This window comes from Enterobacter asburiae, from assembly GCF_008080435.1.
GTDB lineage: Bacteria > Pseudomonadota > Gammaproteobacteria > Enterobacterales > Enterobacteriaceae > Enterobacter > Enterobacter asburiae_C.
On the sequence record NZ_VRKN01000002.1, the window covers coordinates 19,585 to 46,283 of the forward strand.

General features: G+C 55.0%; 24 protein-coding genes and 3 tRNA genes. 9 read left to right on the plus strand and 18 right to left on the minus strand.

The genetic code is table 11. The annotated features are described in order from the left end of the window. Positions 1–5: 5 nt before the first annotated feature. The gene (locus FU672_RS03250) at positions 6–899 is read right to left on the minus strand and encodes a LysR substrate-binding domain-containing protein (protein WP_148242147.1); all 894 of its coding nucleotides are present in this window, start codon (positions 897–899) and stop codon (positions 6–8) included. 170 nt (positions 900–1,069) lie between these two features. Here FU672_RS03250 and FU672_RS03255 point away from each other — a divergent pair, with 170 nt between their 5' ends. Further along, positions 1,070–1,678: a glutathione S-transferase family protein gene (locus tag FU672_RS03255; protein WP_148242490.1), complete on the plus strand. Its 609-nt coding sequence runs from the start codon at positions 1,070–1,072 to the stop codon at positions 1,676–1,678. A 43-nt stretch (positions 1,679–1,721) separates the two neighbouring features. On the opposite strand, the gene cbl is transcribed toward FU672_RS03255, so the two are convergent. Both cbl and nac read right to left on the minus strand, forming a co-directional pair. Continuing rightward, positions 1,722–2,672: an HTH-type transcriptional regulator Cbl gene (gene cbl, locus FU672_RS03260; protein WP_148242148.1), complete on the minus strand. Its 951-nt coding sequence runs from the start codon at positions 2,670–2,672 to the stop codon at positions 1,722–1,724. A 96-nt stretch (positions 2,673–2,768) separates the two neighbouring features. After that, the gene (nac, locus tag FU672_RS03265) at positions 2,769–3,686 is read right to left on the minus strand and encodes a nitrogen assimilation transcriptional regulator NAC (protein WP_008499475.1); all 918 of its coding nucleotides are present in this window, start codon (positions 3,684–3,686) and stop codon (positions 2,769–2,771) included. Between the two features lie 320 nt (positions 3,687–4,006). On the opposite strand from nac, the gene FU672_RS03270 reads away from it, so the two are divergent. Next, positions 4,007–4,082: transfer RNA gene (locus FU672_RS03270), tRNA-Asn, on the plus strand. Between the two features lie 134 nt (positions 4,083–4,216). Here FU672_RS03270 and ldtA read toward each other — a convergent pair. Then, on the minus strand, positions 4,217–5,113 hold the full coding sequence (gene ldtA / locus FU672_RS03275) for a L,D-transpeptidase (RefSeq protein ID WP_148242149.1): 897 nt from the start codon (positions 5,111–5,113) through the stop codon (positions 4,217–4,219). A gap of 166 nt (positions 5,114–5,279) precedes the next feature. Between ldtA and FU672_RS03280 the strand changes: the two genes are divergently transcribed. Next, the gene (locus FU672_RS03280; RefSeq protein WP_148242150.1) at positions 5,280–6,173 is read left to right on the plus strand and encodes a LysR family transcriptional regulator; all 894 of its coding nucleotides are present in this window, start codon (positions 5,280–5,282) and stop codon (positions 6,171–6,173) included. Here the strand turns inward: FU672_RS03280 and FU672_RS03285 are convergent. The 6 genes from FU672_RS03285 to FU672_RS03310 are packed head-to-tail and all read right to left on the minus strand — an operon-like array spanning position 6,139 to position 12,728. Beyond that, complete coding sequence (locus FU672_RS03285; RefSeq protein WP_148242151.1) at positions 6,139–7,032, minus strand: DUF6282 family protein; 894 nt, start codon at positions 7,030–7,032, stop codon at positions 6,139–6,141. The two genes, FU672_RS03280 and FU672_RS03285, sit on opposite strands and share 35 nt — an antisense overlap. After that, positions 7,029–7,712: an RraA family protein gene (locus FU672_RS03290; protein ID WP_262348997.1), complete on the minus strand. Its 684-nt coding sequence runs from the start codon at positions 7,710–7,712 to the stop codon at positions 7,029–7,031. The genes FU672_RS03285 and FU672_RS03290 overlap by 4 nt, the downstream gene beginning before the upstream one ends. After that, a complete protein-coding gene (locus tag FU672_RS03295) occupies positions 7,705–9,867 on the minus strand; it encodes an isocitrate/isopropylmalate dehydrogenase family protein (RefSeq protein WP_148242152.1) in 2,163 nt (720 codons plus the stop codon). Before FU672_RS03295 ends, FU672_RS03290 begins: the two co-directional genes overlap by 8 nt. Further along, positions 9,864–10,580: an alpha/beta fold hydrolase gene (locus tag FU672_RS03300; protein ID WP_148242153.1), complete on the minus strand. Its 717-nt coding sequence runs from the start codon at positions 10,578–10,580 to the stop codon at positions 9,864–9,866. The genes FU672_RS03295 and FU672_RS03300 overlap by 4 nt, the downstream gene beginning before the upstream one ends. Further along, positions 10,577–11,575: a hydroxymethylglutaryl-CoA lyase-like TIM-barrel protein gene (locus tag FU672_RS03305; RefSeq protein ID WP_262348998.1), complete on the minus strand. Its 999-nt coding sequence runs from the start codon at positions 11,573–11,575 to the stop codon at positions 10,577–10,579. The genes FU672_RS03300 and FU672_RS03305 overlap by 4 nt, the downstream gene beginning before the upstream one ends. Beyond that, the gene (locus FU672_RS03310; protein WP_148242154.1) at positions 11,511–12,728 is read right to left on the minus strand and encodes a multidrug effflux MFS transporter; all 1,218 of its coding nucleotides are present in this window, start codon (positions 12,726–12,728) and stop codon (positions 11,511–11,513) included. Before FU672_RS03310 ends, FU672_RS03305 begins: the two co-directional genes overlap by 65 nt. A 285-nt stretch (positions 12,729–13,013) precedes the next feature. On the opposite strand from FU672_RS03310, the gene shiA reads away from it, so the two are divergent. From shiA to FU672_RS03325, 3 genes are all read left to right on the plus strand, one after another. Then, complete coding sequence (gene shiA / locus FU672_RS03315; protein WP_148242155.1) at positions 13,014–14,327, plus strand: shikimate transporter; 1,314 nt, start codon at positions 13,014–13,016, stop codon at positions 14,325–14,327. Between the two features lie 73 nt (positions 14,328–14,400). Beyond that, positions 14,401–15,855 (plus strand): AMP nucleosidase, encoded by a 1,455-nt coding sequence (locus FU672_RS03320; RefSeq protein ID WP_148242156.1) that lies wholly within the window; start codon positions 14,401–14,403, stop codon positions 15,853–15,855. 18 nt (positions 15,856–15,873) lie between these two features. Further along, positions 15,874–17,640 (plus strand): aminopeptidase P family protein, encoded by a 1,767-nt coding sequence (locus FU672_RS03325; protein ID WP_148242157.1) that lies wholly within the window; start codon positions 15,874–15,876, stop codon positions 17,638–17,640. A 142-nt stretch (positions 17,641–17,782) separates the two neighbouring features. On the opposite strand, the gene FU672_RS03330 is transcribed toward FU672_RS03325, so the two are convergent. Both FU672_RS03330 and emmdR read right to left on the minus strand, forming a co-directional pair. Continuing rightward, positions 17,783–17,858: transfer RNA gene (locus tag FU672_RS03330), tRNA-Asn, on the minus strand. A gap of 103 nt (positions 17,859–17,961) precedes the next feature. Next, positions 17,962–19,416: a multidrug efflux MATE transporter EmmdR gene (gene emmdR / locus FU672_RS03335; protein WP_148242158.1), complete on the minus strand. Its 1,455-nt coding sequence runs from the start codon at positions 19,414–19,416 to the stop codon at positions 17,962–17,964. Positions 19,417–19,577: 161 nt separating this feature from the next. On the opposite strand from emmdR, the gene FU672_RS03340 reads away from it, so the two are divergent. Beyond that, positions 19,578–19,653, plus strand: a tRNA-Asn gene (locus FU672_RS03340). Between the two features lie 53 nt (positions 19,654–19,706). Beyond that, a complete protein-coding gene (locus FU672_RS03345) occupies positions 19,707–20,042 on the plus strand; it encodes a gamma-glutamylcyclotransferase family protein (protein WP_029739253.1) in 336 nt (111 codons plus the stop codon). A 47-nt stretch (positions 20,043–20,089) separates the two neighbouring features. Here FU672_RS03345 and FU672_RS03350 read toward each other — a convergent pair whose 3' ends face one another. From FU672_RS03350 to dacD, 4 genes are all read right to left on the minus strand, one after another. Further along, positions 20,090–20,425 (minus strand): DUF496 family protein, encoded by a 336-nt coding sequence (locus FU672_RS03350; RefSeq protein ID WP_008499467.1) that lies wholly within the window; start codon positions 20,423–20,425, stop codon positions 20,090–20,092. Positions 20,426–20,572: 147 nt separating this feature from the next. Beyond that, positions 20,573–21,631 carry an FUSC family protein gene (locus FU672_RS03355; RefSeq protein ID WP_047346451.1) on the minus strand — a complete coding sequence of 353 codons (1,059 nt, stop codon included), beginning with the start codon at positions 21,629–21,631 and terminating at the stop codon, positions 20,573–20,575. A 92-nt stretch (positions 21,632–21,723) separates the two neighbouring features. After that, positions 21,724–22,197 carry a DNA gyrase inhibitor SbmC gene (sbmC, locus tag FU672_RS03360; protein WP_148242159.1) on the minus strand — a complete coding sequence of 158 codons (474 nt, stop codon included), beginning with the start codon at positions 22,195–22,197 and terminating at the stop codon, positions 21,724–21,726. Between the two features lie 119 nt (positions 22,198–22,316). Further along, positions 22,317–23,483: a serine-type D-Ala-D-Ala carboxypeptidase DacD gene (dacD, locus tag FU672_RS03365; RefSeq protein WP_148242160.1), complete on the minus strand. Its 1,167-nt coding sequence runs from the start codon at positions 23,481–23,483 to the stop codon at positions 22,317–22,319. Between the two features lie 198 nt (positions 23,484–23,681). Here dacD and sbcB point away from each other — a divergent pair, with 198 nt between their 5' ends. Further along, positions 23,682–25,118, plus strand: coding sequence for an exodeoxyribonuclease I (gene sbcB, locus FU672_RS03370; protein ID WP_410053321.1), 1,437 nt, complete (start codon positions 23,682–23,684; stop codon positions 25,116–25,118). A 121-nt stretch (positions 25,119–25,239) separates the two neighbouring features. Here sbcB and FU672_RS03375 read toward each other — a convergent pair whose 3' ends face one another. Both FU672_RS03375 and yoeI read right to left on the minus strand, forming a co-directional pair. Then, positions 25,240–26,598 (minus strand): APC family permease, encoded by a 1,359-nt coding sequence (locus FU672_RS03375; RefSeq protein WP_023336236.1) that lies wholly within the window; start codon positions 26,596–26,598, stop codon positions 25,240–25,242. Then, positions 26,588–26,650 carry a membrane protein YoeI gene (gene yoeI / locus FU672_RS03380; protein WP_099458931.1) on the minus strand — a complete coding sequence of 21 codons (63 nt, stop codon included), beginning with the start codon at positions 26,648–26,650 and terminating at the stop codon, positions 26,588–26,590. Before yoeI ends, FU672_RS03375 begins: the two co-directional genes overlap by 11 nt. Between the last annotated feature and the right edge of the window lie 49 nt (positions 26,651–26,699).

Here is a 26,699-nt window from a genome sequence, read left to right on the forward strand (position 1 = left end):
CGTTCTCAGGACGCCGTCTGCTGAAGCCAGATTCCCACCTCTTCGCTCAGCCACGCCACAAAAAGCCCCACCTCCGGCTTCGCCTCCGTTGACTGCGCTGTCACCAGCCAGTAAGGCCAGGGATACGGCGCGGTGATGGAGGTTAGCTGGACCAACTCGCCCCGGGTGATGGCATCCTGAACCAGAGAGCGGCGCTCCAGCGCGATACCTTTCCCGAGCCGAACGGCTTCGATAATGATATTGGAGTCGTTAATACATAAGCCGCCAGGCACGATCTGTTTCTCAAGTCCCGCATTCACGCACCACGTTTTCCACGACTCCATGGAAAAAATAATATGACTCTTTGCAATCTCAGCCGGCGTAGCGGGCAGCACACCGCCGTTATAGCCAGGCGCGGCCACCACGATGAGCTCATCGGAAAAAAGATAGTGGCTTTCACTCCCTTCCCAGTTTCCCTTTCCCATCCGTATCGCGATATCTATCCCCTCCTGCTGCAGGCTGGTGACCGTCAGGCTGGCCTGGATCCGCAGGGTGATAAGCGGATATTTCGCCCGGAACCGTTCCAGGCGCGGCAATAACCAGTGGCATCCAAAAGACGGCACCATTGCCAGCGTCAGCTCCTGCTTTCTCGGCTTCACCTGTACGAGCCGGGTGGCATCCGCAATATGGTTCAGCGCCTCGCGCACCTGTAAGGCATAGAGCCGCCCTTCTTCGTTGATCTGCACCCCACGCCCCTGACGGATAAAGAGCTTAACGCCCACCCTATCCTCCAGCACTTTGATCTGCTGGCTGATAGCGGAATGGGTGACGTGGAGTTCTTTCGCCGCCAGCGTCACGCTGCCAAGACGGGCGACAGCTTCAAAGCTTCGCAAACTGGCAATGGGTGGAAAATCCGACATGAAAGCACTCCCTTATCTGCGCTGGATTTATAACGGCAACTTGCCCATACGTCAGTAATACTAACCTTTGCGGTAAGATACTGAAGATATTCGCCATGCAGATTGTATTGTAATGTCTGTTCATCCTCTTCAATGACGCGTTATTTCACAGAGACAGGAAAACGGGAATGATGATTAAGCTTGTTGGCATGATGGATTCACCTTATGTTCGGCGCGTGGCGATCTCCCTTGAGCTTTATGGCGTTGAGTTTGAAAGCCAGCCGCTGTCAGTCTTCAGCACTTTCGAAGCATTCTCCCGAATCAACCCCGCGGTAAAAGCGCCAACGCTGATTCTGGATAACGGAATACGTCTGATGGACTCTTCGCTGATCCTGAATTATTTTGAGGCTCAGGCCGTCCCCGAGCGAAGACTCCTGCCCGTCGCTCCGGATGCGCAGGCAAACGATCTTCAGACGCTGGGCTTTATCCTCGCCGCCGCTGAGAAAGCCGTGCAAAATGTGTATGAACATAACCAGCGTCCGCTGGAAAAGCAGCACGCTTCATGGGTCGAACGCATTACAATCCAGCTGCTGGCGGCCTGCAGGGAATGGAATGCCTTACTGGGGGGGCGTCCGGTCACCGCTGTTCCCGATCAGGTTGCTGTCACCAGCACGGTCGTCTGGACATTCATTCAGTCGATGATCCCGCACGTCGTTAACGCAGCGGATTTTAGCGAGATTCAGGCGTTTGCCGAATCATTCGAATCACAGGCGGTCTTTAAAAAATATCCGTTCAACTAAGTGACGAGCCCGGTCAGCGCAGCGCTACCGGGCAAGCCAGCAGCTAAATCTGATAATCAATCGCCACTTCTTCCGGCTCCATCACCTGGCGTTTAATCTCATCAACCGACAGCCCGGCGTTGCAGAGTTCGATAAAGCGCCACACATAGTTGCGCTGCAGCTGCCCGCGCTTCAGGCCAAGCCATACGGTGTTCGCGTCAAACAGATGACGCGTATCAAGACGCACCAGGTTCCCGTCTTCGCGTTCTCCGCTGGACTGTTCAGCCACCAGACCAATGCCCAGACCCAGCTCGACGTAGGTTTTGATCACATCAGAATCCTGCGCGCTTAGCACCACGTCCGGCGTTAGCCCCTTACGGTTGAAGGCCTCGTCTATGCGCGATCGTCCGGTTATGCCCTGGCGGTATGTGATCAACGGCCATTTCGCAATGTCTTCGAGCGTCAGAGGTGAAACCTGATTCAGTGGATGATCGACCGGGAGTAATAAGCTGTGGTACCAGCGGAACCAGGGGAAGGCCGCCAGCAGCGGGTCGTTGCTCAGACGTTCGCTGGCAATACCGATATCCGCCCCACCGTTTTGCAGCAGCCCTTCAATTTCCTGCGGCGTCCCCTGGATTAGCTCCAGACGGACGTCAGGGAAAAGTTCGCGGAACGCTTTAATCACCGGCGGCAGGCTGTAGCGCGCCTGGGTGTGGGTGGTGGCGATGGTGAGTACGCCCGAGGCGTCATTGGTGAAGAGATCCGCCAGACGACGCACGTTACTGGCCTCGTTGAGGATCCGCTCAGCGATGGTGAGCAAAGCCTTACCCGGCTCCGTCATGCCGAGCAGTCGCTTGCCGCGACGGATAAAGATCTCTATGCCCAGTTCCTCTTCCAGCTCGCGAATATGGCGGCTGACGCCAGACTGAGAGGTATAAAGCATATTGGCGACCTCGGTCAGGTTGTAGTCCCGCCTGGCCGCCTCACGGATAATTTTAAGTTGCTGGAAATTCACGATTCACTCCGGCGCATCTGACATAACCCTATTGTTAGAGTCAGCTGAGCTGCAGAACAAATAATAAAAACCAGCATCTTATGCTTTTATGGAATATCAGCTCACGAGCTGGAGTTCACGGTTCTCAAGCGATGGCTTGCTGACCAGCGACATCAAAATCTCTTTTACCGCCTGCGCCTGTGGCGACAGCGAACCGCGTGCAGACATGTTTAGCGACAGCGGCAGGCTCATCGAAGGCGTGGTGATCCGCGCCATCCAGCCGTTTGCCGCACTGCACAGCGAGCGTGCTGCGGACTCTGGCAGAACCGTCACCCCCATTCCACTGGCAATGGCCGCAGTGAGCGTGGAGATTGAGTCAATTTCACCGATGATTTTGGCGGTCAGGCGACGCAGGGAGAACGCTTCATCCACGCGCACGCGCACAGCGCTGTAGTCGCGCGGCAGATAGAGGTTCATTTCTGCCACAGCGGTAAGATCTACGCTCTGGCCCGGACAGTCACGGGTGCCCACAAGATAGAGATCTTCTTTCAGCAGCGGCTGGCTGGTGATGCCGGCGACCGGGGAGCGATCGTAAAGGACCGCCATATCCAGCTGGCCGTTGAGCAGTTTGTCATTCAGTACAGAACCGCTGTTTTCGTGCAGGTACACCAGCACTTCAGGCAGCTCTGCGCGGACGGCCTGCAGCAGCGGCATGGTAATAGAGGACGCGGCCGTTCCCGGCGCCAGGCCGATAGACACGTGTCCGCTCAGGGTCTGGCCCACGTTGTTCACCGCCAGCTGCGCCTGTTCACACTGGCGGAGGATGGTGCGCGCGTGGGTATACAGGATCTTGCCTGCTTCCGTTGGCGTGACGCCACGTTTGGTGCGGATCAACAGCTGCTGATCCATCTCACCTTCCAGAGTAGCCACCTGCTGGCTCAGCGCAGGCTGCGCGATATGCAGCACTTCTGCCGCTTGAGTCAGGCTGCCGATATCGACGATTTTTACGAAGTATTTCAGTCGTCTTAAGTTCATTTTGCCCCCTGTTCGAAATGCTGTGCCGGAACCGGCTGTCGTTGTTGAACAGGTTTTGCAATATGAATGCCACTTTTACCAGGCGGTCTAAATTGTTCGCTAAGCGCCTGAAAATAAGGAAACCTAATTACAGAGGGGGGTTTTATTACCGAAACAGCAGTTTATGATCTGCCCCATTAGGGGTATACCCGCACCATGACGGTGCATTCCGCTGTCAAAAACATCACTTTGCCGATTTTGTCAGCAAACGATCAAAAGGGGTTGATCCACCCTTTGACAAGGCGAACGCAGGTCGATAATATGCGCCCCGTTCACACGATTCCTCTGTAGTTCAGTCGGTAGAACGGCGGACTGTTAATCCGTATGTCACTGGTTCGAGTCCAGTCAGAGGAGCCAAATTTAAAAAGCCTGCTTTTAAAGCAGGCTTTTTGCTTTTCTGCGTCTGGTAAAATTGTCGGGTGGCGGCTTCGCCTTACCCGACCTACGGGATTGTAGGCCCGGTAAGCGCAGCGCCACCGGGCAAAATGCCCTTACATGCCTATCTTAACCGGCATCCCCGACCGCCGTTCCAGTTCAGCGCCCGCGCCCTCGTTTATCAACTGCGTCCGCTGCGCGGCTGAAATGGGCAGAGGCACTTTCCGGATTGATTCAAATTCCGCGCGGTTACGTGATAATGGCTCGTGAACTTCCACCCAGCGGCTGCCGTCCGGCTCGGTGGTGACTTTAACAGGCCGATCGATAAGCTGCACGCGAGTGCCTACGGGAACATTATCGAAAAGGTATTTGATGTCGTTATTACGCAGACGAATACAGCCCTGACTCACCCGCAGCCCAATGCCGAAATTCGAGTTTGTACCGTGAATGGCGTACAGCCTGCCGATATAAATCGCATACAGCCCCATCGGGTTATCCGGCCCGGCGGGCACGAATGCAGGAAGCGCTTTTCCTTCTGCCGCATAGGCGCGGCGAGTATTTGGCGTTGGAGACCAGGTTGGCCCCTCCTGCTTACGCTCAACGGCCGTCACCCAGTTGCGCGGGGTTTCGCGCCCGGCCTGCCCGATGCCGATGGGCAGCACTTCCACGGTGTTGCTGCCAGGCGGATAGTAGTAAAGACGCATTTCCGCCGCATTCACGATAATGCCCTCGCGGACGGTGTCGGGCAAAATCAGCTGCTGAGGTATCACCAGCCGGGTGCCGGATTTGGGCAAAAAAGGATCTACGCCAGGGTTCGCTTCCAGCAGGTTGCTCAGCCCCTGCCCGTACTGCGCCGCGAAATACTCCAACGGCCGGGTATTCCCCTGGGGGACCACGACCGTAACGGGGGTGCCGACAAGACGGCTGCCTTCAGGTGGAAGTGGGTACGTAACGGCCAGCGCACCGGGTGTTATGGCAGCAAGCATTAACGCGAGCGAGAATAAGCGAATCATAGTTTCCCTGTTCTTAAACCTGATAGTCACAGGCTAACTATAACTGCCCGCTGCGAAATTTGTCAGAATAGTCACGCTGTGATAACGGTTTGCAATAAAAACCAGCACAACATGCTGATGAAATAATGCGAGAATAGCGTTACGAGACCAGCGTCAGGAGGACACAATGCTGGAAAATATGAAAGCCTTCAGAATGGTCGTAGAGTGTCAGGGATTCCGCGCCGCAGCGATGGCCATGAAACTCTCCCCGGCCATGATAAGCCGCAGAATTGAAAAGCTGGAAAGCGAGGTGAATGCGCAACTGATTAAACGCAATTCACGTCGCATTTCTCTGACGACGGCCGGTCAGCAATTTTACCAGCGCTGCCTGCTCATTATTGATGAATATGAATCCTGCCTCAGGGATGTCAAAAGCCTCAGTAACGAAATTGGCGGTAATCTCAAAGTGGGTATACCCCACTCAATCAACAACCAGCACATTATTCCGCACCTCAGCGCCTTCCTGGAACGCTATCCAAATCTGAAGCTGGATATCGTGACCGGCAATCACTGCATGGAGCTGTTCAGCCACGGCTTCGATCTGGCGCTTCAGTGCGGACCACTCCCCGATAGCAACCTTTATTACACGCTGATTGGCTACTGGCGAAAATATACCTGTCTTTCGCGGTCCTACGCGCAGCAGCACGGTATTCCGCAACATCCTGATGAGCTGCGCCAGCATACCTGCCTTCTGCATTTTGATAACCACCGTCGCAGCTGGAAATTTGTTATTGCCGATGAACTGGTCGAAATCCGCCCTCATTACGTATCCAGAGTGAGTAACAGCCTCGACCTGTGCAATATGGTGCATCACGGGTTGGGGATCTGTTACCTGCCGGAATTCACCGTGAGAGCGGGAATAGAATCAGGAGAAATCATCACCTCCCTTGATGCCTATATGCCTGCCCCTCTTCCCATGTATGTGGTGCATATCAATCCTCATCCCTCACCCAAGGAACAGGCATTTATTGATTTCCTCCACACGCTTAACCTGGCAACGGCCCCGGCGCCAACATCCTGAGTGGGTTCAGACGTGTGATCTCATCGATGCGCGCCGCATGCAGTCTGGCCTCTCTGAACCAGCGGTGGCTGTCCTCCAGCCACTCACCGATATCGGGCTGGCCTGGCTGGCCCAGATCCGAGCTGTAAACCAGGTTATGCACTCCTGTCAGTACCTCATAGAGATCGTCGAGGGGTTGATAGCCTAAGTAGACCGTCAGGGCGCACTGCTCAACAAAGAGCCACTCGTGTTCGCCGAGCGCGCGCAGTTCACGGGCAGTAAATCCCGTCATCGGATTCGCAGGCTGGTTCAGCATCAGCCTGCATCCGCCCACTCGCTCAACGGCCTCAATCAGACGCAGCGTTTGGTCTTTCGTCGCATGTCCTGAGGAGAGCACAATGTCATGATGCCTGGCAAAATGAATGAGTGTTTTTACACCAGAACGTAACTCACCCTCATCGTCAGCAATCGAGAGCGGCTGCCCGGCGAAATGCCGGGCGTATTCGTTACTGAACGTCCGGGATAACCCGCTTTTATGCGCCGTGGGAACCACGGTTGGCAAGTGCACGAGCAGCCTGGGCGCGCCGTCAAACTGATATTGACTCAGCGCCTGGCGGACAACGTTAAGGTTTATTCCCCCGGAGGCGGCATTCAGTACAACCGAGCCAAAGACGGGCAGGCCCCTCTCCTGCATTGCCGATGCCAGCGCGCTAACGCTCCCCAGATGGTTTTTAAGGACCACGCCCCCCTGAAACTGCGCGTAGCGCTCTCCGACCTCCATTGCGGAGTAACGCCGCTGATAGCTGTCCGGGCGCGCGTGATAGTGCACGTCCAGAAAGCGCAAACGGGACGCCCAGTAGTTAAAAAACGGGCGTGTCATGCTTTTGCTTCCCAGGGCACATGGTAGCCAAGCGTTTGTCGGGCTACGTCGAGTGAGGAGCCTTCACGAACAGCGGTGATGATTTCACGCTCCGTCTTTTCAACATTTTCTGCCCGACGGATCACCTCCTCCAGTTGCTCAGCGGGGATCACCAGAACACCATTCTCATCGCCGAAAATCCAGTCGCCGGGGCAGACCGTTACCCCTTCAATCTGCAGCGCACACTGTACCGCGCTGACCCGCGCACGGTTCTTGCCGGAAACCATATAGATATTGCTGGCGAACAGCGGGTAATTCATCTTACGAATGTCTGCAATGTCCCTGGCTGAGCCGTATATGACGGAACCGGCGATGCCTTTAAGCACGGCTTTGGTTGTCAGAATATTGCCCCAACTGGTGCAGTCCGTACGGCCACCATTGTCCACAACGATGACCGCATCAGCCGGAACCTGATCGATATAGTTCCCGGCATTCATAAACTGATTTTTCTCCGCTACGCAGGCTTCATATTTTACGGTCCAGGCAGGACCCGCCAGCTTCATGCCCCCGGCCTGCAGCTTAATGCCCGCAAGGCCACCCGCAATGTATAAACTGTCCAGCGCGTCCGAAATGGCTGCCGTATCCAGCGCCAGCAGGCGCGACTGAAGCGTCGGGTGAGTCGTCATTGTCGAATTATCCATGTTGTATTCTCAGGGTTTTTAAGGCGCACCAGGCGGCATATTCCGGCAGGGTTTGCGCAAGCAGTGTTCTGTTCATCGGAAACGTCATCTGATGCGCCTGACCATTCTGGTGACGAACCGTTATTATCATTTGCCCCAGATGGGCTTCGCCGATCGGAAGCTCAGAGAGCGAGGGGCTGACCGTCACATCCATCCTGACCGTCGGCTCTCCCTTTCGGGGCTGGGAACCTGCGGGCAAGTAAGCCGAGAGGTCTGCATCTGACGTATGCCAGCGGATACTGCACGCCCCCTGCAGTATTTCTCCCGCCGTTTTATTACGTTTACTCACAAGATATGGACGCAGCGCGCTGTCCAGACTTTGCCTCACCGAAAGCGGCAGAGGCCGATGTTCAGGCGTCTCAATCTGGACAATGACGTACGGGCTTTTCCATAGAAAATGGCTGTCCCAGTCCGTGGAGGTGACTAGCGCACTGACAATAGAACCGACCTCGCTCTCGCTGATACCGAGCAGCGTCCAGCTGTGCTTTTTCCTTGCAGGCCCGGTTTCCACGTTGTTTGCCAGAGTCTCTTCCAGCATCGGTAACGCCTGGGAGGGCGGCCCAGGCAGAACCACCAGTTGGCTGCCCGCCGCACATGCGCTGAACCCTGGTGCGGTACCAGAAGCGTTATCCAGAATGGAGGCGCCTTCGGGGAAACGCGCCTGAAGACGATTTGAAGGATCGTTCTTCACCCCGAACGTCACGAGACGGCTCTCGATGGTTTTCCACGTCTCTTCGTTGTGTACCAGCGGTTTGCTCAGGACCTGAGCAATCGCCTCGCGGGTTTTATCGTCAGAGGTTGGGCCAAGACCGCCGCACACCACAATGAGATCGTCCTGCCCGATACGCCCCGTCACCACCGAGCTTATCTGCGGGATATTGTCCGCGCAGGTCGCCTGAAATCTGACCTGGTACTGCGCCTTTTCAAGGCACTGACTGATAGTCTGCTGGTTCGTGTTAAGGCATTGCCCGGATAGGAACTCATCACCAATCGCGATCACGCTGGCCGTTTTTGCGATGGCTGGCTGAACCAGGGCGTCGATTATCGCCTTTGCCATCTCCTCCGTTGTCGCCGAGCCACCTAAATCGTAGGTGGTCACCTTCCCGTCACGAACAACGCGATCGACAGCCTGCTGCAGTTTTTCCGCCTGCGCCTCAAAGCCCAGGTACTCCAGCATTAGCGCAATCGTGTAGAACATCGCACACGGATTGGCTTTTCCCTGCCCCGCCATCCCCGGCGCGCTGCCGTGTACGGGTTCAAAATAGGCTACCTCACTGCCAATATTGGCGCTGGGTGCCAGGCCAAGTCCACCCATCACGCCAGCGGCCAGATCCGACAGGATATCGCCAAACATATTTTCAGCGACAATCACGTCAAACTCGTGAGGCTTGCGTACCAGCCAGAGGGCAATCGCATCCACGTTATGAATATCTGCCCGAATGTCAGGAAAGCGCGCGGCCACTTCATGAAAAATTGTTGCCGCAAAATGACCGCTTTCGCGCATGACGTTGGGTTTATCGGCAAACGTTACGCGCGAAAAGTGGTTTTTGCGGGCATAGTCGAAGGCCGTCTGAAACAGGCGCTCCAGGCCATAGCGCGTTTGCAGACGCACTGACCATGCCGCCTCTTCCGGGCCATATTTTTCGAGGTTCGGGTGTTTAAGCCAACTGGCCACGTTCGCGCCGACACCTTTAAAATCCATTCCGGCGTACAGCCCCTCGGTATTTTCCCGGATCACACAGCAGCGGAAAGGACGTCGCTCCCCTGTTATATATTTCACCGGACGGATGTTGGCAAAGAGCCCAAGCCTCTGCCGGAGTTGAATCACCGGCGAGACGTACTCAATGCCTTTCTGCTGGAGCGCTAAAGGTAACGCCTGCTGAGCCTGCACTTTTCCCTTGCTGGTGATGGCCCCCAGCAGTACCGCATCAGCCTCCGCAATCTGATCCCAGGTACGGGCTGGCACAGGATTACCCTCGCGTTCCCAGCAGGACCAGCCTATTTCCCCAAAAGTCAGATTGATAGGGAGATCCAGCGCACCGATAACGGGTAACGCGGCGTCGCAGACTTCCTGACCAATACCGTCTCCCGGCAAAACCAGAACATTTTTTTTCATAAGGTATCGATCCATTCGTTGAGCAGCGCATTCACCGCAGCCGGATTGTCATTCCACGGGCGCATCCCCGCGCCGGGAATGCGTTTGTAATAGTGCTGGGTTCGGGGGCTGTGGGTCTGGTTTTCCCATGAGGCCAGCTGGGATTTTTCACCCACAATCGCCAGGTAGTTACCGTCATAGGCGGCAATATCCGCGCGGGCATCCATCTTTAACAGCAGCGAGAATCCGGTGAGCATTCTCTTAATCGCCGACATTTTCTCTGCATCTGGCAGGGAAAATTTCTCCCGCGGCGCAGGCTGACCTTCTGGCAGGACATAGTGATGCAGAATATCCATGGCCGAACCGAGTTCACCTTTTTCAAGTAGTGAGATGAGACGAACCAGTCGCTGCGTTAATTTCTCATCGGCAAAACCGGGGGCGCTCACGCTCATGACGCCCGTTACGCCGCGTAAACGGTGCGCCAGCAGCTGTACCAGCGTGCCTGCCATTGCAAACCCCACCAGCAGCCAGGGGCGTTTGACCTGGGCATTTAGCTTCTGGCAAAGCGCGTCAATCGCGCTCTGCGGATCGTCGTGCGTAATCAAGCTCAACGTATCAACGATCGTGACGGAAAATCCTTTCTCTTCGAGCAAGGTAACCAGCGGAGCGCAAAACGCCCCACCGTCCCAGGCAGGCATTACCGGCGCCAGTATCACTGCATCCTGTAATTTCATGCTGCCGTTCCTGTGATCACGTTATCAATAGCGCTTAAGGTTCTCTGGCTTTCTGTCGTCAGTGTCTCTTCAACCATTTTCCGGTTTTCGACACTGAGATTTTTCACCCCAAGGATCATATCCACTACGCTGCGGTAAGAGGCGTTGTAGAATTCCTTCGATACCAACTGATGCACCTGATTAAATATCCGCTCCGTGTGATAACGTTCTTTGCCTTCGTTGAAATTACACAGCGACAGCCAGGTTTCCATCGCCAGGTTGCCCGCCCCTTTTCCCATGCCGGTCAGGGAGCTATCAATAAAGGTCGCGCCGGCCTTTACGGCTTCAATGGAGTTTGCCATTGCCAGCCCCAGGTTATCGTGGGCATGGAATCCCACTTCAAGTGGGGTGGTGCATTTAAGCAGGTTGACAAGACGCGCGGCCTGCTCAGGCCGCAAGCTGCCGTTAGAGTCCGCAATGCAAATAATTTCTGCCCCGGCTTTCTCACACTGCAATACCACGTCAACAAGCGTCTTCGCGTTAATTTGGCTGGCTCGCGTAAAGTTCATACTCACGCGCAGACCGTTCTCTTTCGCTACCTCACACATTTCCAGCGCGGGTTGGGGATTATCGGTTTTGATACAGAGCCGCAGCAGCGCAACGCCACTTTTTCGCAGGCTAATAATATCTTGTCGGTTAATATTATGAGGGTGGGCAATGACAACTAATTTTGCTTCGGGTACAGCATCATGAATCGCCTGGATATAATTATCGGGAGACATTCCGGTTAAACCAATATCCGCGATGGGTTTAAACGAACCGTTTCGGTAACCTATTTCTATCCATTCAACGCCACTGCCCACCAGTGCTCGCACATGCTTAATTGCGTAGTCTACGGGGAAGCTGAAATTGTTTTGATACCCGCCATCCCTTAATGTGACATCTATATTATTAATCATTGATATTACTCTCTTTACTGGAGATAAATTCCATAAACCCATATTGACCAAAAACATACACAAGGAAACCTACAACGCAGACGCAGGCAATAATCAGCGCGGTCATGACGGGAGCATGAGCTGAGAGTTTTCCAATAAGAAAGGTTGCGAGCGCTGCGCTTCCAAGCTGTAATGCCCCCATAACGCCCGAGGCGGTTCCTGACGCATGCGGGTGCGCCGCGATGGCAGACGCCGTGCCCAACGGCAGCAGGAATCCATTACCAAAAGTCAGAATGCCGATGGAGATAATGCTGGTGAACAAAGGCACAGGGCTTAAGTACATCTGAAGCGCAAAGACGATGCCGCCGATGACAAAAATGCGATACCCACGGCGAATGGTCTCTTCAATACCCACCAGGCGAGATCTTTTTTTAGCGATAAGATTTCCCGCCACGTAGCTTACGGAAAGCAAAATATAGGTGTAGCCGATATAAAGCGGTGAAAGTCCAAGCTTACCCAGTAAAAAGGGGGACTCGACGATATAGGAAAAATAGGCTGCATAAGCAAAACAGGGAATGGCTGCATAAAACAAAAACTGCCTGTTTCTTAACACCACAAGGGTGTTGACCATGGCCGCCATCACGCTCAGCTTTTGCCTTTTTTCGGGTGGTAACGTTTCACGTAGTGCGGTGACGCATAGTCCCAGCGTCATGACAATAAACAGGGTCAAAAAGATAAAACAGGATTTCCAGCCGAAGTGCTGGGTTAAAACGCCGCCAATCATTGGCGCAATAGCCGGTGACATCCCGACAAAAGGGAATATGACAAGATAAAGCTGAGCCGAAGACTTTTTATCCATCATGTCATTAATAATAGCCCGACTGACAGTGATACCGGCGCAGGAGCCGACGCCTTGTAATAATCGTAAAATAAGCAGTTCATTAATATGGGTTGAGTAAATAACCCCGACTGTCGAAATCAACCAGATTAACAGCCCCGCAATAAGCGTTTTCTTTCTCCCCAGACTGTCGCTTAACGGTCCATACACCAGCTGCGAGAACGCAACACCAAATAAAAACAAGGCGATAGCATCCTGTATTTGCACCTCTGTCACCTTATAAAATAATTGCATTTCACTCAGTGCAGGCAAAAAGATATCGGTAGATATTAATCCGCCTACAGAGAGGCATGCAATTAATACCACCAGGGGCATAGATAGCGTTTTATTCATATTCGTATAAACCAGAAATTGGGGTAGTACGAATTTATCGAAAGCGCTTCATAATGAGAACAATAATAAACTAAACGGTCTGTTGCACATTAGTAAACGACCGTTTTCCGGTTTTGCCAGACGCGTTGAGAACAGCACTCCACTCGTCCGACGTCATCAGGAAATAAAATCAGTTTTCACTGGCCCCCTCTCGCGGTAGTCTCATAGGTTCCGTTTATATGACGGCCGCTATGTGAGTGACCTTTTCTTATACCAATAATTAAAATCAGTGCAGACAGGACAACTATGGACTCCACTCTCACCTCCACACATCCCAACGAGGAGACACCTTCGCTCAATCGTGCCCGCCGCGCAGCCCTGGGCAGCTTCGCGGGTGCCGTCGTCGACTGGTATGATTTTCTGCTTTACGGCATCACTGCCGCCCTGGTCTTTAACCGCGAGTTTTTTCCGCAGGTTAGCCCCGCGATGGGCACGCTCGCCGCGTTTGCCACTTTCGGCGTCGGCTTTCTGTTTCGCCCGCTGGGCGGTGTGATCTTCGGCCACTTCGGCGACCGCCTTGGCCGCAAGCGCATGCTGATGCTCACCGTCTGGATGATGGGGATCGCCACCGCGCTGATTGGCATTCTCCCGTCGTTTTCCGCCATTGGCTGGTGGGCGCCGGTATTGCTGGTCACCCTGCGCGCCATCCAGGGCTTCGCGGTAGGCGGCGAATGGGGCGGGGCGGCGCTGTTATCCGTTGAGAGCGCCCCGAAGAACAGGAAAGCGTTTTACAGCAGCGGCGTGCAGGTCGGATACGGCGTAGGCCTTCTGCTTTCCACCGGGCTGGTATCGTTAATCAGCCAGCTCACCACCGACGAGCAATTCCTGAGCTGGGGCTGGCGCATTCCGTTCATCTTCAGCATCGTGCTGGTCATTGCCGCGCTGTGGATCCGTAACGGGATGGAGGAGTCGGCAGAGTTCGAAAAGCAGCAGGAAAAACCGGCCACGAACAAACGGCTTCCGGTCATGGAAGCCCTCGTCCGGCACCCTGGCGCTTTTCTGAAAATTATCGCCCTGCGCCTGTGTGAACTGCTGACGATGTATATCGTCACCGCGTTTGCGTTGAACTACTCCACGCAGAACCTCGGGCTGCCGCGTGAATTGTTCCTGAATATCGGCCTGCTGGTCGGCGGGATCAGCTGCCTGACTATCCCCTGCTTTGCCTGGCTGGCGGACCGGTTTGGACGCCGTCGCGTCTATATTACCGGGGCGCTGATTGGCACCCTCAGCGCCTGGCCGTTCTTTATGGCGCTGGAGGCGCAGTCGATCTTCTGGATTGTCTTCTTCGCCATTATGCTCGCCAACATCGCTCACGACATGGTGGTCTGCGTCCAGCAGCCGATGTTTACCGAACTGTTTGGTGCAAGCTACCGCTACAGCGGCGCAGGCGTGGGATACCAGGTAGCAAGCGTGGTCGGTGGCGGATTTACGCCGTTCATTGCCGCCGCGCTGGTGACCTTCTCTGGCGGAAACTGGCACAGCGTGGCGATTTATCTGCTGGCTGGTTGCCTGCTGTCGGCGGCGACGGCGCTACTGATGAAAGAGACGAGCCACAGCTGATCTCACTTTTGTTTCACAGGCGTGTGACATACTATCGGGTAGAGTCGCACACCTGTGGAACAAGGAGACAGAGATGAATAATAAGGGCTCCAGCCTGACCCCGGCTCAGGCGCTGGAAAAACTCGACGCACTGTATGAACAGTCCGTCAACGCGCTGCGCAGCGCCATCAGCGAATATATCGAAACAGGGAAGCTTCCCGATGAAAAGGCCAGAACCGAAGGCCTTTTTGTTTATCCATCGCTCTCTGTGACCTGGGACGGCAGCGCCAGCACGACACCGAAAACCCGCGCCTACGCCCGTTTTACTCACTCCGGCTGCTACAGCACCACCGTCACCCGCCCTGCACTGTTCCGCCCGTATCTTGAAGAACAACTCACGCTGTTGTACCAGGATTACGGCGCGCACATTCACGTTGAGCCCTCACGGCATGAAATTCCGTATCCCTACGTGATTGACGGTTCGGCGTTAACGCTTGACCGCTCCATGAGCGCGGGGCTGACCCGCCATTTCCCGACAACGGAACTTTCACAGATTGGCGATGAGACGGCTGACGGGATTTATCACCCGGCAGAATTTTCTCCCCTGTCGCATTTTGATGCCCGCCGGGTCGATTTCTCCCTGGCGCGCCTGCGCCACTACACCGGTACGCCAGTCGAACATTTCCAGCCGTTCGTGCTCTTTACCAACTACACCCGCTACGTTGACGAGTTTGTCCGTTGGGGCTGCAGCCAGATCCTCGACCCGGAAAGTCCGTACATCGCGCTGTCCTGCGCGGGTGGGATCTGGATCACCGCGGAGACCGAAGCGCCCGAGCAGGCTATCTCCGACCTGGCGTGGAAAAAACACCAGATGCCCGCCTGGCACCTGATCACTGCCGACGGTCAGGGCATCACCCTGATTAACATTGGCGTTGGCCCGTCAAATGCCAAAACCATCTGCGACCATCTGGCGGTACTGCGACCGGACGTGTGGCTGATGATTGGTCACTGCGGCGGCCTGCGTGAAAGCCAGTTGATTGGCGACTACGTGCTGGCCCACGCCTATCTGCGTGATGACCACGTGCTTGATGCCGTGCTGCCGCCGGACATCCCAATCCCGAGCATCGCCGAAGTACAGCGCGCGCTGTATGACGCCACTAAAGAGGTCAGCGGCATGCCGGGTGAAGAGGTTAAACAGCGCCTGCGCACCGGTACGGTCGTCACAACGGATGACCGCAACTGGGAGCTGCGTTACTCCGCCTCCGCGCTGCGGTTCAACCTGAGCCGCGCGGTAGCGATTGATATGGAGAGCGCCACCATCGCCGCGCAGGGGTATCGCTTCCGTGTCCCTTACGGCACGCTGCTGTGCGTCTCCGATAAGCCGCTGCATGGCGAAATTAAGCTGCCGGGCCAGGCCAACCGTTTCTACGAAGGGGCTATCTCTGAGCATCTGCAGATTGGTATTCGCGCCATTGATTTGCTGCGGGCGGAAGGTGACAGGCTCCATTCCCGTAAGCTGCGCACCTTCAACGAGCCGCCGTTCCGCTAATAACGATAAGGAAAAACAATGTCCAGCACATCACCACTCTCTGCCCTGCGCCACTGGCTTGAGGCCAGCCATCTCGACGGGATGATCGTCCCGCGTGCGGATGCCTGGCAGAGCGAATACTGCGCGCCCTGTGACGAAAAGCTGGCCTGGCTGACGGGATTTGACGGTTCGGCCGGTGTGGCGCTGGTGCTGAAAAACAAAGCACTGCTGTTCGTCGACGGGCGCTATCAGGTTCAGGCTCGCATTCAGGTCAATATGGATGAGGTTGAGATCCACCACCTGCATAACGAGCCGCTGGCAGAATGGCTTACAGAAAACGTTGAGGCCGGGACACGCATCGGTTTTGACGCGCTGCTGATGACCAACTCGGAGTTTGAACAACTGTCGGCCACACCGTGCGAGCTGGTGCCTCTGAAGGCCTCGCCGTTTGACACCTTATGGACTGACCGCCCTGCCGCACCGGCGGGGCTTATCCGTGAAATGCCGGTTGAACACAGTGGCGAACGTAGCGCGGACAAACGTCAACGTGTCGCCGCCGTGCTGGCCGCAAACAATGCCGATTATCTCGCCGTTACCCTGCCGGATAACATCGCCTGGCTGTTAAACGTCCGTGGCGCGGATATCCCATACAGCCCGGTACCGCTCTCCTTTGCCCTGCTTAGTCGTGACGGTCACGTTGAGTGGTTTGTTAACGACAATAAGCTCAGCGCCCTGCCTGACGATGTGCGCAATGCGTTCACCATTGCGCCGCAGGATACCTTTATTGAACGCTGCCAGCAGATTGCTGCAGGTAAACGGGTGATGATTGATGCCGATTCCGCGCCGGTGGCCCTGCGCTTCGCCATTGAGCCACGAGGAGAAATTGTCTGGCGGACCGACCCCATCACCCTGATAAAAGCGACTAAAAACCCGGTCGAGCTGGCAGGTTATCGCGAGTGTCATCACCAGGACGGGGCCGCGTGGGTCAACTTCCTCGCCTGGCTGAGCCGTGAAGTGCCGCTGCGTGAGGCGGCAGGACAACCGATCACTGAACTGGACGCGCAGGCGCAGCAGCTTGCGTTCCGTAAACAGCAGCCTGGGTTTATCGAACAAAGTTTTGCGACCATCTCCGCTTCCTCCAGCAATGCGGCGATGTGCCACTATCATTCGAGCGAGGCCAGCAATAAGCCCATCGGGCATGACCATTTTTACCTGAACGATTCCGGCGGTCAGTATGTCAATGGCACTACCGATGCCACGCGCACGCTGGCGTGGGGTAAAGTCGATCAGCAGCAGCGCCTGCACTACACTGCCGTGCTGAAAGGCTTTCTGTCGCTCATTACTCTGCAGTTCCCTTCCGGGACTCAGGGGCATCAGTTGGATGCTTTTGCGCGTCGCCCGCTGTGGGAAATGGGGCTGGATTACGATCACGGCACGGGACACGGCGTGGGGCACCAGCTGCTGATCCATGAGAATCCGCATCGCATCGCCAAAAAGGTCAACCCGTGGCCGCTGGTGGCGGGCAATATCATGACTATCGAGCCGGGCTACTATCTGGGCGATAGCCACGGTATTCGTATTGAAAACCAGGTGGAGATTGTGGAGAGCCGTCCGGGGTTCTGCAGATTTGCCTCGCTGACGCTGATCCCGATTGATTTAAGTCAGGTTGAGCTGCATCTGCTGAGCGAGCAGGAAAAGCAGTGGCTGGATGCGTATCACCGGCTGGTACGCGAGGCGCTCTCACCTCTGGTGAACAGCGATGCGCGTCCGTGGCTGGTTGAGGCGACGGCACCGATTTGTGTGTAATTTCGTGCGGTCTGGTGCCCTCACCCCACCCCTCTCCCACGGGAGAGGGTGCAAACACTAAAAACGGCAACCTTGTTGCCGTTTTGCATTTACCTTTCGCAGAAAGGCAAAAAGCCTGCTTTAAAAGCAGGCTTTTTAAATTTGGCTCCTCTGACTGGACTCGAACCAGTGACATACGGATTAACAGTCCGCCGTTCTACCGACTGAACTACAGAGGAATCGTGTGAACGGGGCGCATATTATCGGTGCTCCCCCGGGATGTCAAAGGCAGAATGCATATTTCCGATCGTTTGCCGAATTATTCTCCACTTCGCACACTTGTCAGGCATTTTTTCGCGGATATTTCCACAGCCAGCGCCCGCTGACCATCCGCCAGTAGAACAGCGCGCCCCGTACAGCCCAGTCGAAGAACATCCCCAGCCAGACGCCGACCACACCCCATCCGAGCATCACCCCGAGCGTATACCCCGCGACAACGCGACATCCCCACATGCCGAGCATCGATACCCACATCGCAAAACGAGCATCGCGCGCCCCTTTCAGCCCGGCGGGCAATACCCATGAGGCCGCCCAGATGGGCATAAAGGCCGCGTTGAGCCAGATGAGGATCTTAACAACCTCTTTAACGTCGTCTTCGTGTGTATAGAACGAGGCCATCAGCCCGGCAAACGGCGCAGTTCCCCAGGCGATCAGCGTCAGTCCAATGGTCGACAGCCAGAAGACGTGCCGCAGCTGCCGCTCCGCCTGCCCTATCTGCCCTTTCCCGAGCCGTTTACCCGTGATAATGGTCGATGCCGAACCCAGCGCGTTACCCGGCAGGTTAATCAGCGAGGCAATAGAAAAGGCGATAAAGTTACCGGCGATAACGTCGGTCCCCATCCCGGCGACAAACATCTGCGTGAGCAGCTTCCCGCCGTTGAACAACACCGATTCAATGCTCGCGGGAATACCGATCCCCATCACTTCCCAGATAATGGCGAAATTAAAGGGCCGGAAATAGCTTTTCAGCGTTAGACGCAGCGAGGGGGTGATCCCCGCCATCAGCACCCCGATGATGGCAACTGCACCGATATAGCGTGAAATGGTTAACCCCAGTCCCGCACCGACGAACCCCAGCCCTTCCCAGGAGAACACGCCGTAGATCAGCACGCTGCTGATAATGATATTCAGGATATTCATCCCGCCGTTGATCAGAAGCGGAATTTTGGTGTTGCCCGCCCCGCGCAGCGCACCGCTGCCAATCAGCGCAATAGCCGCTGCCGGATAGCTTAAGACGGTCATTTCCAGGTAGGTCAGCGCCAGGTCTTTAACCTCGTTCGTGGCCTCCCCGGCGACAAAATCGATAATCTCTTTACCAAAATAGTGGATCACCGCCGCCAGAACGATCGAAAAAATGGTCATGATCATCAGCGACTGGCGGGCCGCCTCGCGTGCACGTTTGGGGTCAAGCTTGCCGAGGCTAAAGGCCACCACAACCGTCGTGCCGAGGTCTATGGCGGCAAAGAACGAGATCACCACCATGTTAAAGCTGTCCGCCAGCCCAACCCCAGCCATTGCCTCTTTTCCCAGCCAGCTCACCAGGAAGGTGCTCAGGACCCCCATCAGCAGAACGCAGGTATTTTCCAGGAAGATAGGCACAGCAAGAGGGGTGATTTCACGCCAGAACAGAACACGATAGCTTTTACGTTTTGCATACCATGGCGTGCGCGTTATCGCCTGGCGTAAGGAGGCAGTGACGTTCAAAATGGACCTTAGCGAGAAAAGTTGAAACTCCATTTCAAATGATGGGGGACAAATGCTCATCCTGCAAAGTATTTTCCGGAAAAAGATGTGTGGATTTACAACAAACTGACGACAGAATCAGCAATCAGTCGATTTTCCCTAAGATCAGGTTTGACAAAACTTTTTTCGCCGCTAAGATAAGCCTCCACAACGATTCCTCTGTAGTTCAGTCGGTAGAACGGCGGACTGTTAATCCGTATGTCACTGGTTCGAGTCCAGTCAGAGGAGCCAAATTTAAAAAGCCTGCTTTTAAAGCAGGCTTTTTGCTTTGCGGATGAGAGATAATGAACGCTCTGTTTGTCTACGGCACGCTGCGCCCGGGCCACTCTAATGCGCATATTCTTGAAAACATTGGCGGCGAATGGCTGGCCGGTTCCGTATCCGGCACGTTTTACGAACGCGGCTGGGGCGCTGCGGCGGACTTCCCGGGGATTGTGCTCCACCCTGATGGACCCCGTGTCGAAGGCTATCTGTTTATCTCTGATAACCTTGCCGCACACTGGCAAATGCTGGATGAATTTGAAGACGGCTACGATCGGGTTGAGGTCACGGTGACCACCCTTGAAGGTAAGCAGGTTAAGGCCTGGATTTATCAGCTACAGCCGCGTTCTGCGTCATAAAAAAAGGCTCTCTGTCACCAGAGAGCCTTTTTCACTATTCGCTGCGATTATTCGCTTTTTGCTTCGCCGTTTTTGATTTCGCCCATCACTTTCAGCTTCTTGGAGATGTCGCGACGCTCTTTAGACAGCTCAGCGTTTTTGATGATGTAGTCATCAACGCGGTCTTCATAGTCGCTCTTCATGCTGGCGATGATGCCCTGAATAGCTTCAACGCTCATACCTGGCTTGATGTAGTCGCTCAGGTTGTCGAGCAGCAGAACACGTTTCTGGTTGTCACGGATCTTCTTCTCTACGTCCTGGATTTCACGCTGCAGTTTGTTTTTGCGGCGGAACAGGCGGACGAATTCCAGAACATCCTGGAACGAAGGCTTGGTAGTTTCCATTTTTACACCCCTGATAATGTGAGATTCGGATTCGTTAAAGCAACCGTTGTAACAGACAGCGGCTGCGAATGACAATGAGTATATCGTTTAAAGCTATCATAACCCCAATTACTGCTGAATCGAAGCAGCAGCCGTCACATACGCCTTTTATTTGCGCAGCGCCCGGCAAATAAGGTGCGATAACAGCTCAAGCTGCCGCGCCAGTTCCATGCTCAGCCAGACATAGCCATGAATAGGCGTTTCCGCTACGTTATCGCTCTGGCGTTCATTGATTAACTGCTTCAGCTCCGCGACGATCTCATTCAGTCGCTCGCTGTTGGCCAGTATCGGCTGCGGGTTGCCTTCATAGAGCGCATGGGCGATGGTCAACAACGTTTGCTGCGTCATCTGCTGGGTCTCTTTGAGAGTCTGCGCGTTAAGCATCAACAGATGGCTGGGACGCGAGGCCCAGTGGGCGTTGATTTGCAGTTCAAGCATGCAGACCAGATTGCGGCTTACCGTCTGGATGGCTTCGAAAATCGCTTTCTGAATATGGGTTTCTTTGCTGGCGGGCGTGATCAGGCCGCGCATCTTGACCACGTCGTTGAGGATCGTTTGCAGATGCTTTTCCAGCCGGGGACGCTCAACCAGATTAGGGGAAAAACCGGCCTGATAGACGCGGTTAAAGGCGGTGACGTAGTTAGCCATCTGAATACGCCAGTGCAGAAAAGCACGCTGTGGCCAGATACCGGTGAAAAGCATGGCCAGCAGTGACCCCAGGATGACATCCCCGCTTCGCCACAGCGCCGTGGTCATATCCCCGGCGGGCGCACCGACCACCACTGCAAGGGTGATACCAATCAGCAGCGCCTGATAAGGCCGTTTGCCTAACGCCAGCCAGCCGCACAGGAACATGGCGGCACCGCACCACGCCAGCATCACGGGAAATGAGATGAGCTCCAGCTTCAGGGCAATAAGCCCAAGGGCCGAGCCTAATACGGTCCCGCCAATGCGCTCGAAGGCGCGCGGAACAACGTTCCCCCAAAACGAGATGGGCCCCATCACCACCACCAGCGTGATAAGCGGCCACGTCCCTTCCGGAACATCCAGCAAACGGACCAGTACAAACGTCAACACGAACGCCAGCGCGATGCGACACCCGTGCACCACGCGGTAATGTTTGTACAACCGAATTTCAAAAGGGGTTAATGATTTGTCGGGACGCACACCCGCTCTCCAGCTACACGGCAAATCACAATTGTACTGTGTTTTCAGCCGGGCGGATCGCTCCCGGCTGAAAAACCCTTCATTTAGCAGGCTTAAGCCATTTTATGCTCTACCGCGATATACATTTCGATATCCCAGTAGCCGTCCGCATTGCCGTCATTGAGATAGCGCTCGAAGCAGGGTTTGAGCGCCATCTGGTACTTATGATCCTGAAGCAGGGAATTAAAGAACTGATACCATGGGGTTGCGAAGTCGTAGTTTTCCACGCGCGCCGTCGACACGGCATAATCCCCGGCTGCGATTTCCGTCATCATGACGCCTTCGCTGTTTTCCGGGATAACGAAATCATCCGGTACCGTAACGGCCGTATCACAGCGCAGTTTTTCTGCCGGGACCTCATCCGGGTTATCGTAGTAGACCGCAACCCACTCCAGCGGCTCAATGTGGCGCCCGTCCACCCACATCACCAGCTGTTCAAAGCCCTGTTTTACCGTTTGTTCCCACGGTCCGACCAAATGAAAACCGGCAATCTTACGTTTCTGTTGCTGCTTAATGCTGTAGTCCATGCTGCCTCCATTTATTACTGTATATACATACACTATAAAGCGGATTCTGAGCGTTCAGCAAACGTGAAGTGTTTATTATGTGAGCAGACTCGCAACCCTGCCAGTCTGCTCATCTGCAGTTAGAGCGTGTGGTGCAGATAATCACTCATGCGAGAGAACAGGCCGCCTTTATCAACGGCTTCCAGCGTCACCAGCGGCCAGTGCGCCACCACTTTGTCGCGGTCATAGAGCTGGATCTCCCCGACCCGCTGATGCGCGGCAATCGGTGCTTCCAGCTCTTTTTTATCCAGAACGTATTTGGCTTTGATGTTGGGCACTTCCGCCTTCGGCAGGGCCAGCCAGAAGTCCTGGTCGGTGCCCAGTTTCACCTGCTCCTTATCGCCGTACCAGATACGCTCTGTCCCCACTTTTTTACCGTTATGCAGGATCTGCACCGTATCGAAATTCTGTTGTCCCCAGTGCAGCAGTTTTCGGGCCTGGTCCTCACGCCCTTTCGGGCTGTCCGCCCCCATGACCACCGCGATTAAACGGCGCTGGCCGTCAACGGCGGAAGCAATCAGGTTAAAACCCGCCCCCGAGGTATGTCCCGTTTTAAGGCCGTCGACGTTCATGGTTTTATCCCACAGCAGGCCGTTACGGTTTTGCTGGGTGATCCCGTTCCAGGTCAGGCTCTTTTCGCTGTACATATGATAAAACTCAGGCTCGCCGTGGATGATGGCCCGGGAGAGTACGGCCAGGTCATAGGCCGAGCTGTGCTGGCCCGGCGCGTCCAGCCCGTGGACAGTTTCAAAGTGCGTATCGCGCAGGTTCAGCTTTTGCACGTAGTCGTTCATCATCTTCACAAACTGCGGCTGACCGCCCGCCACGTGATCGGCCAGCGCCACGCAGGCGTCGTTGCCGGAATCGACAATCAGGCCGCGGCTTAAGTCACGCACGGAGACGCGATCGCCCTCTTTCAGGAACATGAGCGACGAGCCGTCAAAAACCGGGTTACCTTTTGCCCAGGCATCACGTCCTACGGTGACAATGTCGTCCGGCGTAATGTGGTGGCTATCAATAGCCCGATCAACCACATATCCCGTCATCAGCTTGGTCAGGCTCGCCGGATTACGTTGTTGATGTTCGTTGCCCGCCGTTATGATCTGACCAGTCGTGTAATCCATCAACACCCAGGAGCCAGCCTGAATGACCGGAGGCTGCGGCGAAAAATCCAGTGGTTCGGCCGCAAAAGCAGATGAGACACTCGAAGCGAGTAAAGAAACAGCAATAAACAGACGGCGTTTCAACGGTATATCCTCAGGTCATTAAAAATCGATGACCTTTTTACGGGAGTTCTGATGTCGTTACCTGGCTTAATTGCAAAAAAATGTGACAGAACGCAGATTTTTCTCTGAAGCTGGCGCGCAAATTTGCGCCACGGCGGTGCTTTTTATTCGGTCTGAACCGCACGATCGTTTACCATAGTGACGTCATTTTTTAACAGGATGGTATTACTGGTGTCTGACTCTGCCGCTCGCCCGACTTTTTTATTTCATGACTACGAAACCTTTGGTACGCACCCGGCGCTGGACCGACCGGCGCAGTTTGCCGCCATCCGTACCGACGACGAATTCAACATCATTGGCGAGCCTGAGGTCTTTTACTGCAAACCGGCTGATGACTACCTGCCGCAGCCCGGCGCGGTCATGGTCACCGGGATCACCCCTCAGGAAGCGCGGGAGAAAGGCGTTAACGAGGCAGAATTCGCCCGACGCATCCACGATCTGTTTACCGTCCCCAATACCTGCGTGGTCGGTTACAACAACATCCGTTTCGATGACGAAGTGACGCGCAACATCTTCTATCGCAACTTCTACGATCCCTATGCCTGGAGCTGGCAGAACCGCAATTCACGCTGGGATTTGCTCGACATCATGCGCGCCTGTTATGCCCTGCGTCCTGAAGGCATTAACTGGCCGGAAAATGAGGAAGGGCTGACAAGCTTCCGGCTGGAACACCTGACGCGCGCCAACGGCATCGAGCACAGCAATGCCCATGACGCGATGGCGGACGTCTATGCCACCATTGCCATGGCGAAGCTGGTGAAAAGCGCGCAACCCCGGCTGTTTGAGTATCTGCTGAGCCACCGCAGTAAACAGAAGTTGACCACGCTTATTGATGTGCCGCAGATGAAGCCGCTGGTGCATATTTCCGGCATGTTTGGTGCCTGGCGCGGCAATACCAGCTGGGTCGCCCCGCTGGCGTGGCATCCTGACAACCGTAATGCGGTCATTATGGTGGATTTGGCAGGCGATATTTCGCCGCTGCTGGAGCTCGACAGCGATACCCTGCGCGAACGGCTTTATACCCCGAAAAATGAACTCGGGGATCTGCCTGCGGTGCCGGTCAAACTGGTGCATATCAATAAATGTCCGGTCCTGGCGCAGGCGAATACGCTGCGCCCGGAAGATGCGGACAGACTGGGCATAAACCGGCAGCACTGCCTCGATAACCTGAAAGTGCTGCGTGATAACCCGCAGGTGCGCGAGAAAGTGGTCGCTATCTTTGCCGAGGCTGAGCCGTTCGTGCCGTCCGAAAACGTGGATGCTCAGCTCTATAACGGTTTCTTCGGCGATGCCGATCGCGCGGCGATGAATATCGTTCTGCAAACCGAGCCGCGTAACTTACCAGCGCTGGATATCACCTTCGCCGATAAACGCATCGAAAAGCTGATGTTTAATTACCGCGCGCGTAACTACCCCGGCACGCTGGACGAGGCAGAGCAGGATCGCTGGCTGCAGCATCGTCGCAATGTCTTCACCCAGGAGTTCCTTAATAGCTATGCCCAGGAGCTGGAAATGCTTTATGGCCAGTATGAAGGGAATGCTGAGAAACAGGCTCTGTTGAAATCCCTGTTCCAGTACGCGCAAGAGATAGTCTGAGTGATAGGTATAAAAAAGCCGGAGGCGATGTCTCCGGCTTTTTTTGCCCGGTGGCGCTTCGCTTACGCGGGCCTACGGGTTTTGTGGGTCGGGTAAGGCGTAGCCGCCACCCGACACAGTATTACGCGACGTCTTCGTACTGAGGAACCGGGTTACGGAAACTCTTCGTGACGCAGGCCAGGTAAACCAAACCAATAGCACCCCAGATCAGACCCAGAACCATAGAGCTCTCTTCCAGGTTAATCCACAGCGCGCCCACGGTCAGGGCACCACACACTGGCAGCACCAGATAGTTGAAGTGGTCTTTCAGCGTTTTGTTGCGCTTCTCACGGATCCAGAACTGTGAGATCACGGAGAGGTTCACGAAGGTGAACGCCACCAGCGCACCGAAGTTAATCAGCGCGGTCGCCGTCACCAGGTCGAATTTAATCGCCAGCAGGGCAATAGCGCCAACCAGCAGCACGTTCCACGCCGGAGTACGCCATTTCGGATGAACGTAGCCGAAGAAACGGGTCGGGAATACGCCGTCACGGCCCATCACGTACATCAGACGAGAAACACCCGCGTGTGCCGCCATGCCGGATGCCAGTACGGTCACGCTGGAGAAGATCAGTACGCCCCACTGGAAGGTTTTACCCGCAACATACAGCATGATTTCAGGCTGTGATGCATCCGGATCTTTGAAACGAGAGATGTCCGGGAAGTACAGCTGCAGGAAGTAGGAAGCCCCGATAAAGATCAGGCCGCCAATCAGCGCTGTCAGGAAAATCGCTTTAGGGATCACGCGCTCAGCATCTTTAGTCTCTTCTGACAGAGAAGAGATACCGTCAAAGCCCAGGAACGAGAAGCACAGAATCGTCGCACCGGTAATCATCGGCACAACGTGTGCACCTTCAGACCAGAATGGACGCGTGCTGGTCAGCGTACCTGCACCTTCACCGTGAGAAACACCGTAGATGATCAGGCCAACGATAACCGCCACAATGCCCATCTGCAGAATAACAATCAGGGTGTTAAAGTTCGCCACGGTCTTGATGCTGCGCAGGTTAGAGATGGTCATAAAGGCCACCAGCGCGACAACGAAGATCCACGATGGAACAGAAGGCACCAGCGCTTCGAAGTAAATTTTTGCCAGCAGAATGTTGATCATCGGCATGAACAGATAGTCCAGCAGAGATGACCAGCCCACCATAAAGCCAACCGCCGGGCTGATGGATTTCTGAGCATAGGTGTACGCGGAGCCTGCAGACGGGAAACGGCGAACCAGTTTACCGTAGCTCAGCGCAGTAAAGAGAATGGCGACCAGCGCAAAGGCGTACGCCGTGGCAACGTGACCGTCTGTGAGGCCTGATACGATACCGAATGTATCGAACAGCGTCATCGGTTGCATATAGGCGAGGCCCATCATAACAACCGGAATCAACGTAAGCGTTTTACGTAATTCCACGCGAGAGGTGTTTGGAGTTGCGTTATGCGACATAGTTATTCTCCTTTACGGTGATAACCGCCACGTAAGCGAAAAATTGCCCCATTTCTTTCTTCCTCAGCGACAACAACTGTCGGATTTTAGTAAATATCTAT

Bases quoted from the DNA above. Each gene is read 5' to 3' on its own strand.
- FU672_RS03255 (WP_148242490.1), top strand. From the start codon at position 1,070: ATGATTAAGCTTGTTGGCATGATGGATTCACCTTATGTTCGGCGCGTG.
- FU672_RS03290 (WP_262348997.1), bottom strand. From the start codon at position 7,712: ATGGATAATTCGACAATGACGACTCACCCGACGCTTCAGTCGCGCCTG.
- FU672_RS03305 (WP_262348998.1), bottom strand. From the start codon at position 11,575: ATGTTTTTGGTCAATATGGGTTTATGGAATTTATCTCCAGTAAAGAGA.
- sbcB (WP_410053321.1), top strand. From the start codon at position 23,682: ATGGTATTACTGGTGTCTGACTCTGCCGCTCGCCCGACTTTTTTATTT.
- FU672_RS03350 (WP_008499467.1), bottom strand. From the start codon at position 20,425: ATGGAAACTACCAAGCCTTCGTTCCAGGATGTTCTGGAATTCGTCCGC.
- FU672_RS03320 (WP_148242156.1), top strand. From the start codon at position 14,401: ATGAATAATAAGGGCTCCAGCCTGACCCCGGCTCAGGCGCTGGAAAAA.
- FU672_RS03375 (WP_023336236.1), bottom strand. From the start codon at position 26,598: ATGTCGCATAACGCAACTCCAAACACCTCTCGCGTGGAATTACGTAAA.
- sbmC (WP_148242159.1), bottom strand. From the start codon at position 22,197: ATGGACTACAGCATTAAGCAGCAACAGAAACGTAAGATTGCCGGTTTT.
- FU672_RS03300 (WP_148242153.1), bottom strand. From the start codon at position 10,580: ATGAAATTACAGGATGCAGTGATACTGGCGCCGGTAATGCCTGCCTGG.
- FU672_RS03345 (WP_029739253.1), top strand. From the start codon at position 19,707: ATGAACGCTCTGTTTGTCTACGGCACGCTGCGCCCGGGCCACTCTAAT.
- FU672_RS03325 (WP_148242157.1), top strand. From the start codon at position 15,874: ATGTCCAGCACATCACCACTCTCTGCCCTGCGCCACTGGCTTGAGGCC.
- ldtA (WP_148242149.1), bottom strand. From the start codon at position 5,113: ATGATTCGCTTATTCTCGCTCGCGTTAATGCTTGCTGCCATAACACCC.
- nac (WP_008499475.1), bottom strand. From the start codon at position 3,686: ATGAACTTAAGACGACTGAAATACTTCGTAAAAATCGTCGATATCGGC.
- FU672_RS03285 (WP_148242151.1), bottom strand. From the start codon at position 7,032: ATGACACGCCCGTTTTTTAACTACTGGGCGTCCCGTTTGCGCTTTCTG.
- FU672_RS03250 (WP_148242147.1), bottom strand. From the start codon at position 899: ATGTCGGATTTTCCACCCATTGCCAGTTTGCGAAGCTTTGAAGCTGTC.
- emmdR (WP_148242158.1), bottom strand. From the start codon at position 19,416: ATGGAGTTTCAACTTTTCTCGCTAAGGTCCATTTTGAACGTCACTGCC.
- FU672_RS03280 (WP_148242150.1), top strand. From the start codon at position 5,280: ATGCTGGAAAATATGAAAGCCTTCAGAATGGTCGTAGAGTGTCAGGGA.
- FU672_RS03295 (WP_148242152.1), bottom strand. From the start codon at position 9,867: ATGAAAAAAAATGTTCTGGTTTTGCCGGGAGACGGTATTGGTCAGGAA.
- FU672_RS03310 (WP_148242154.1), bottom strand. From the start codon at position 12,728: ATGAATAAAACGCTATCTATGCCCCTGGTGGTATTAATTGCATGCCTC.
- shiA (WP_148242155.1), top strand. From the start codon at position 13,014: ATGGACTCCACTCTCACCTCCACACATCCCAACGAGGAGACACCTTCG.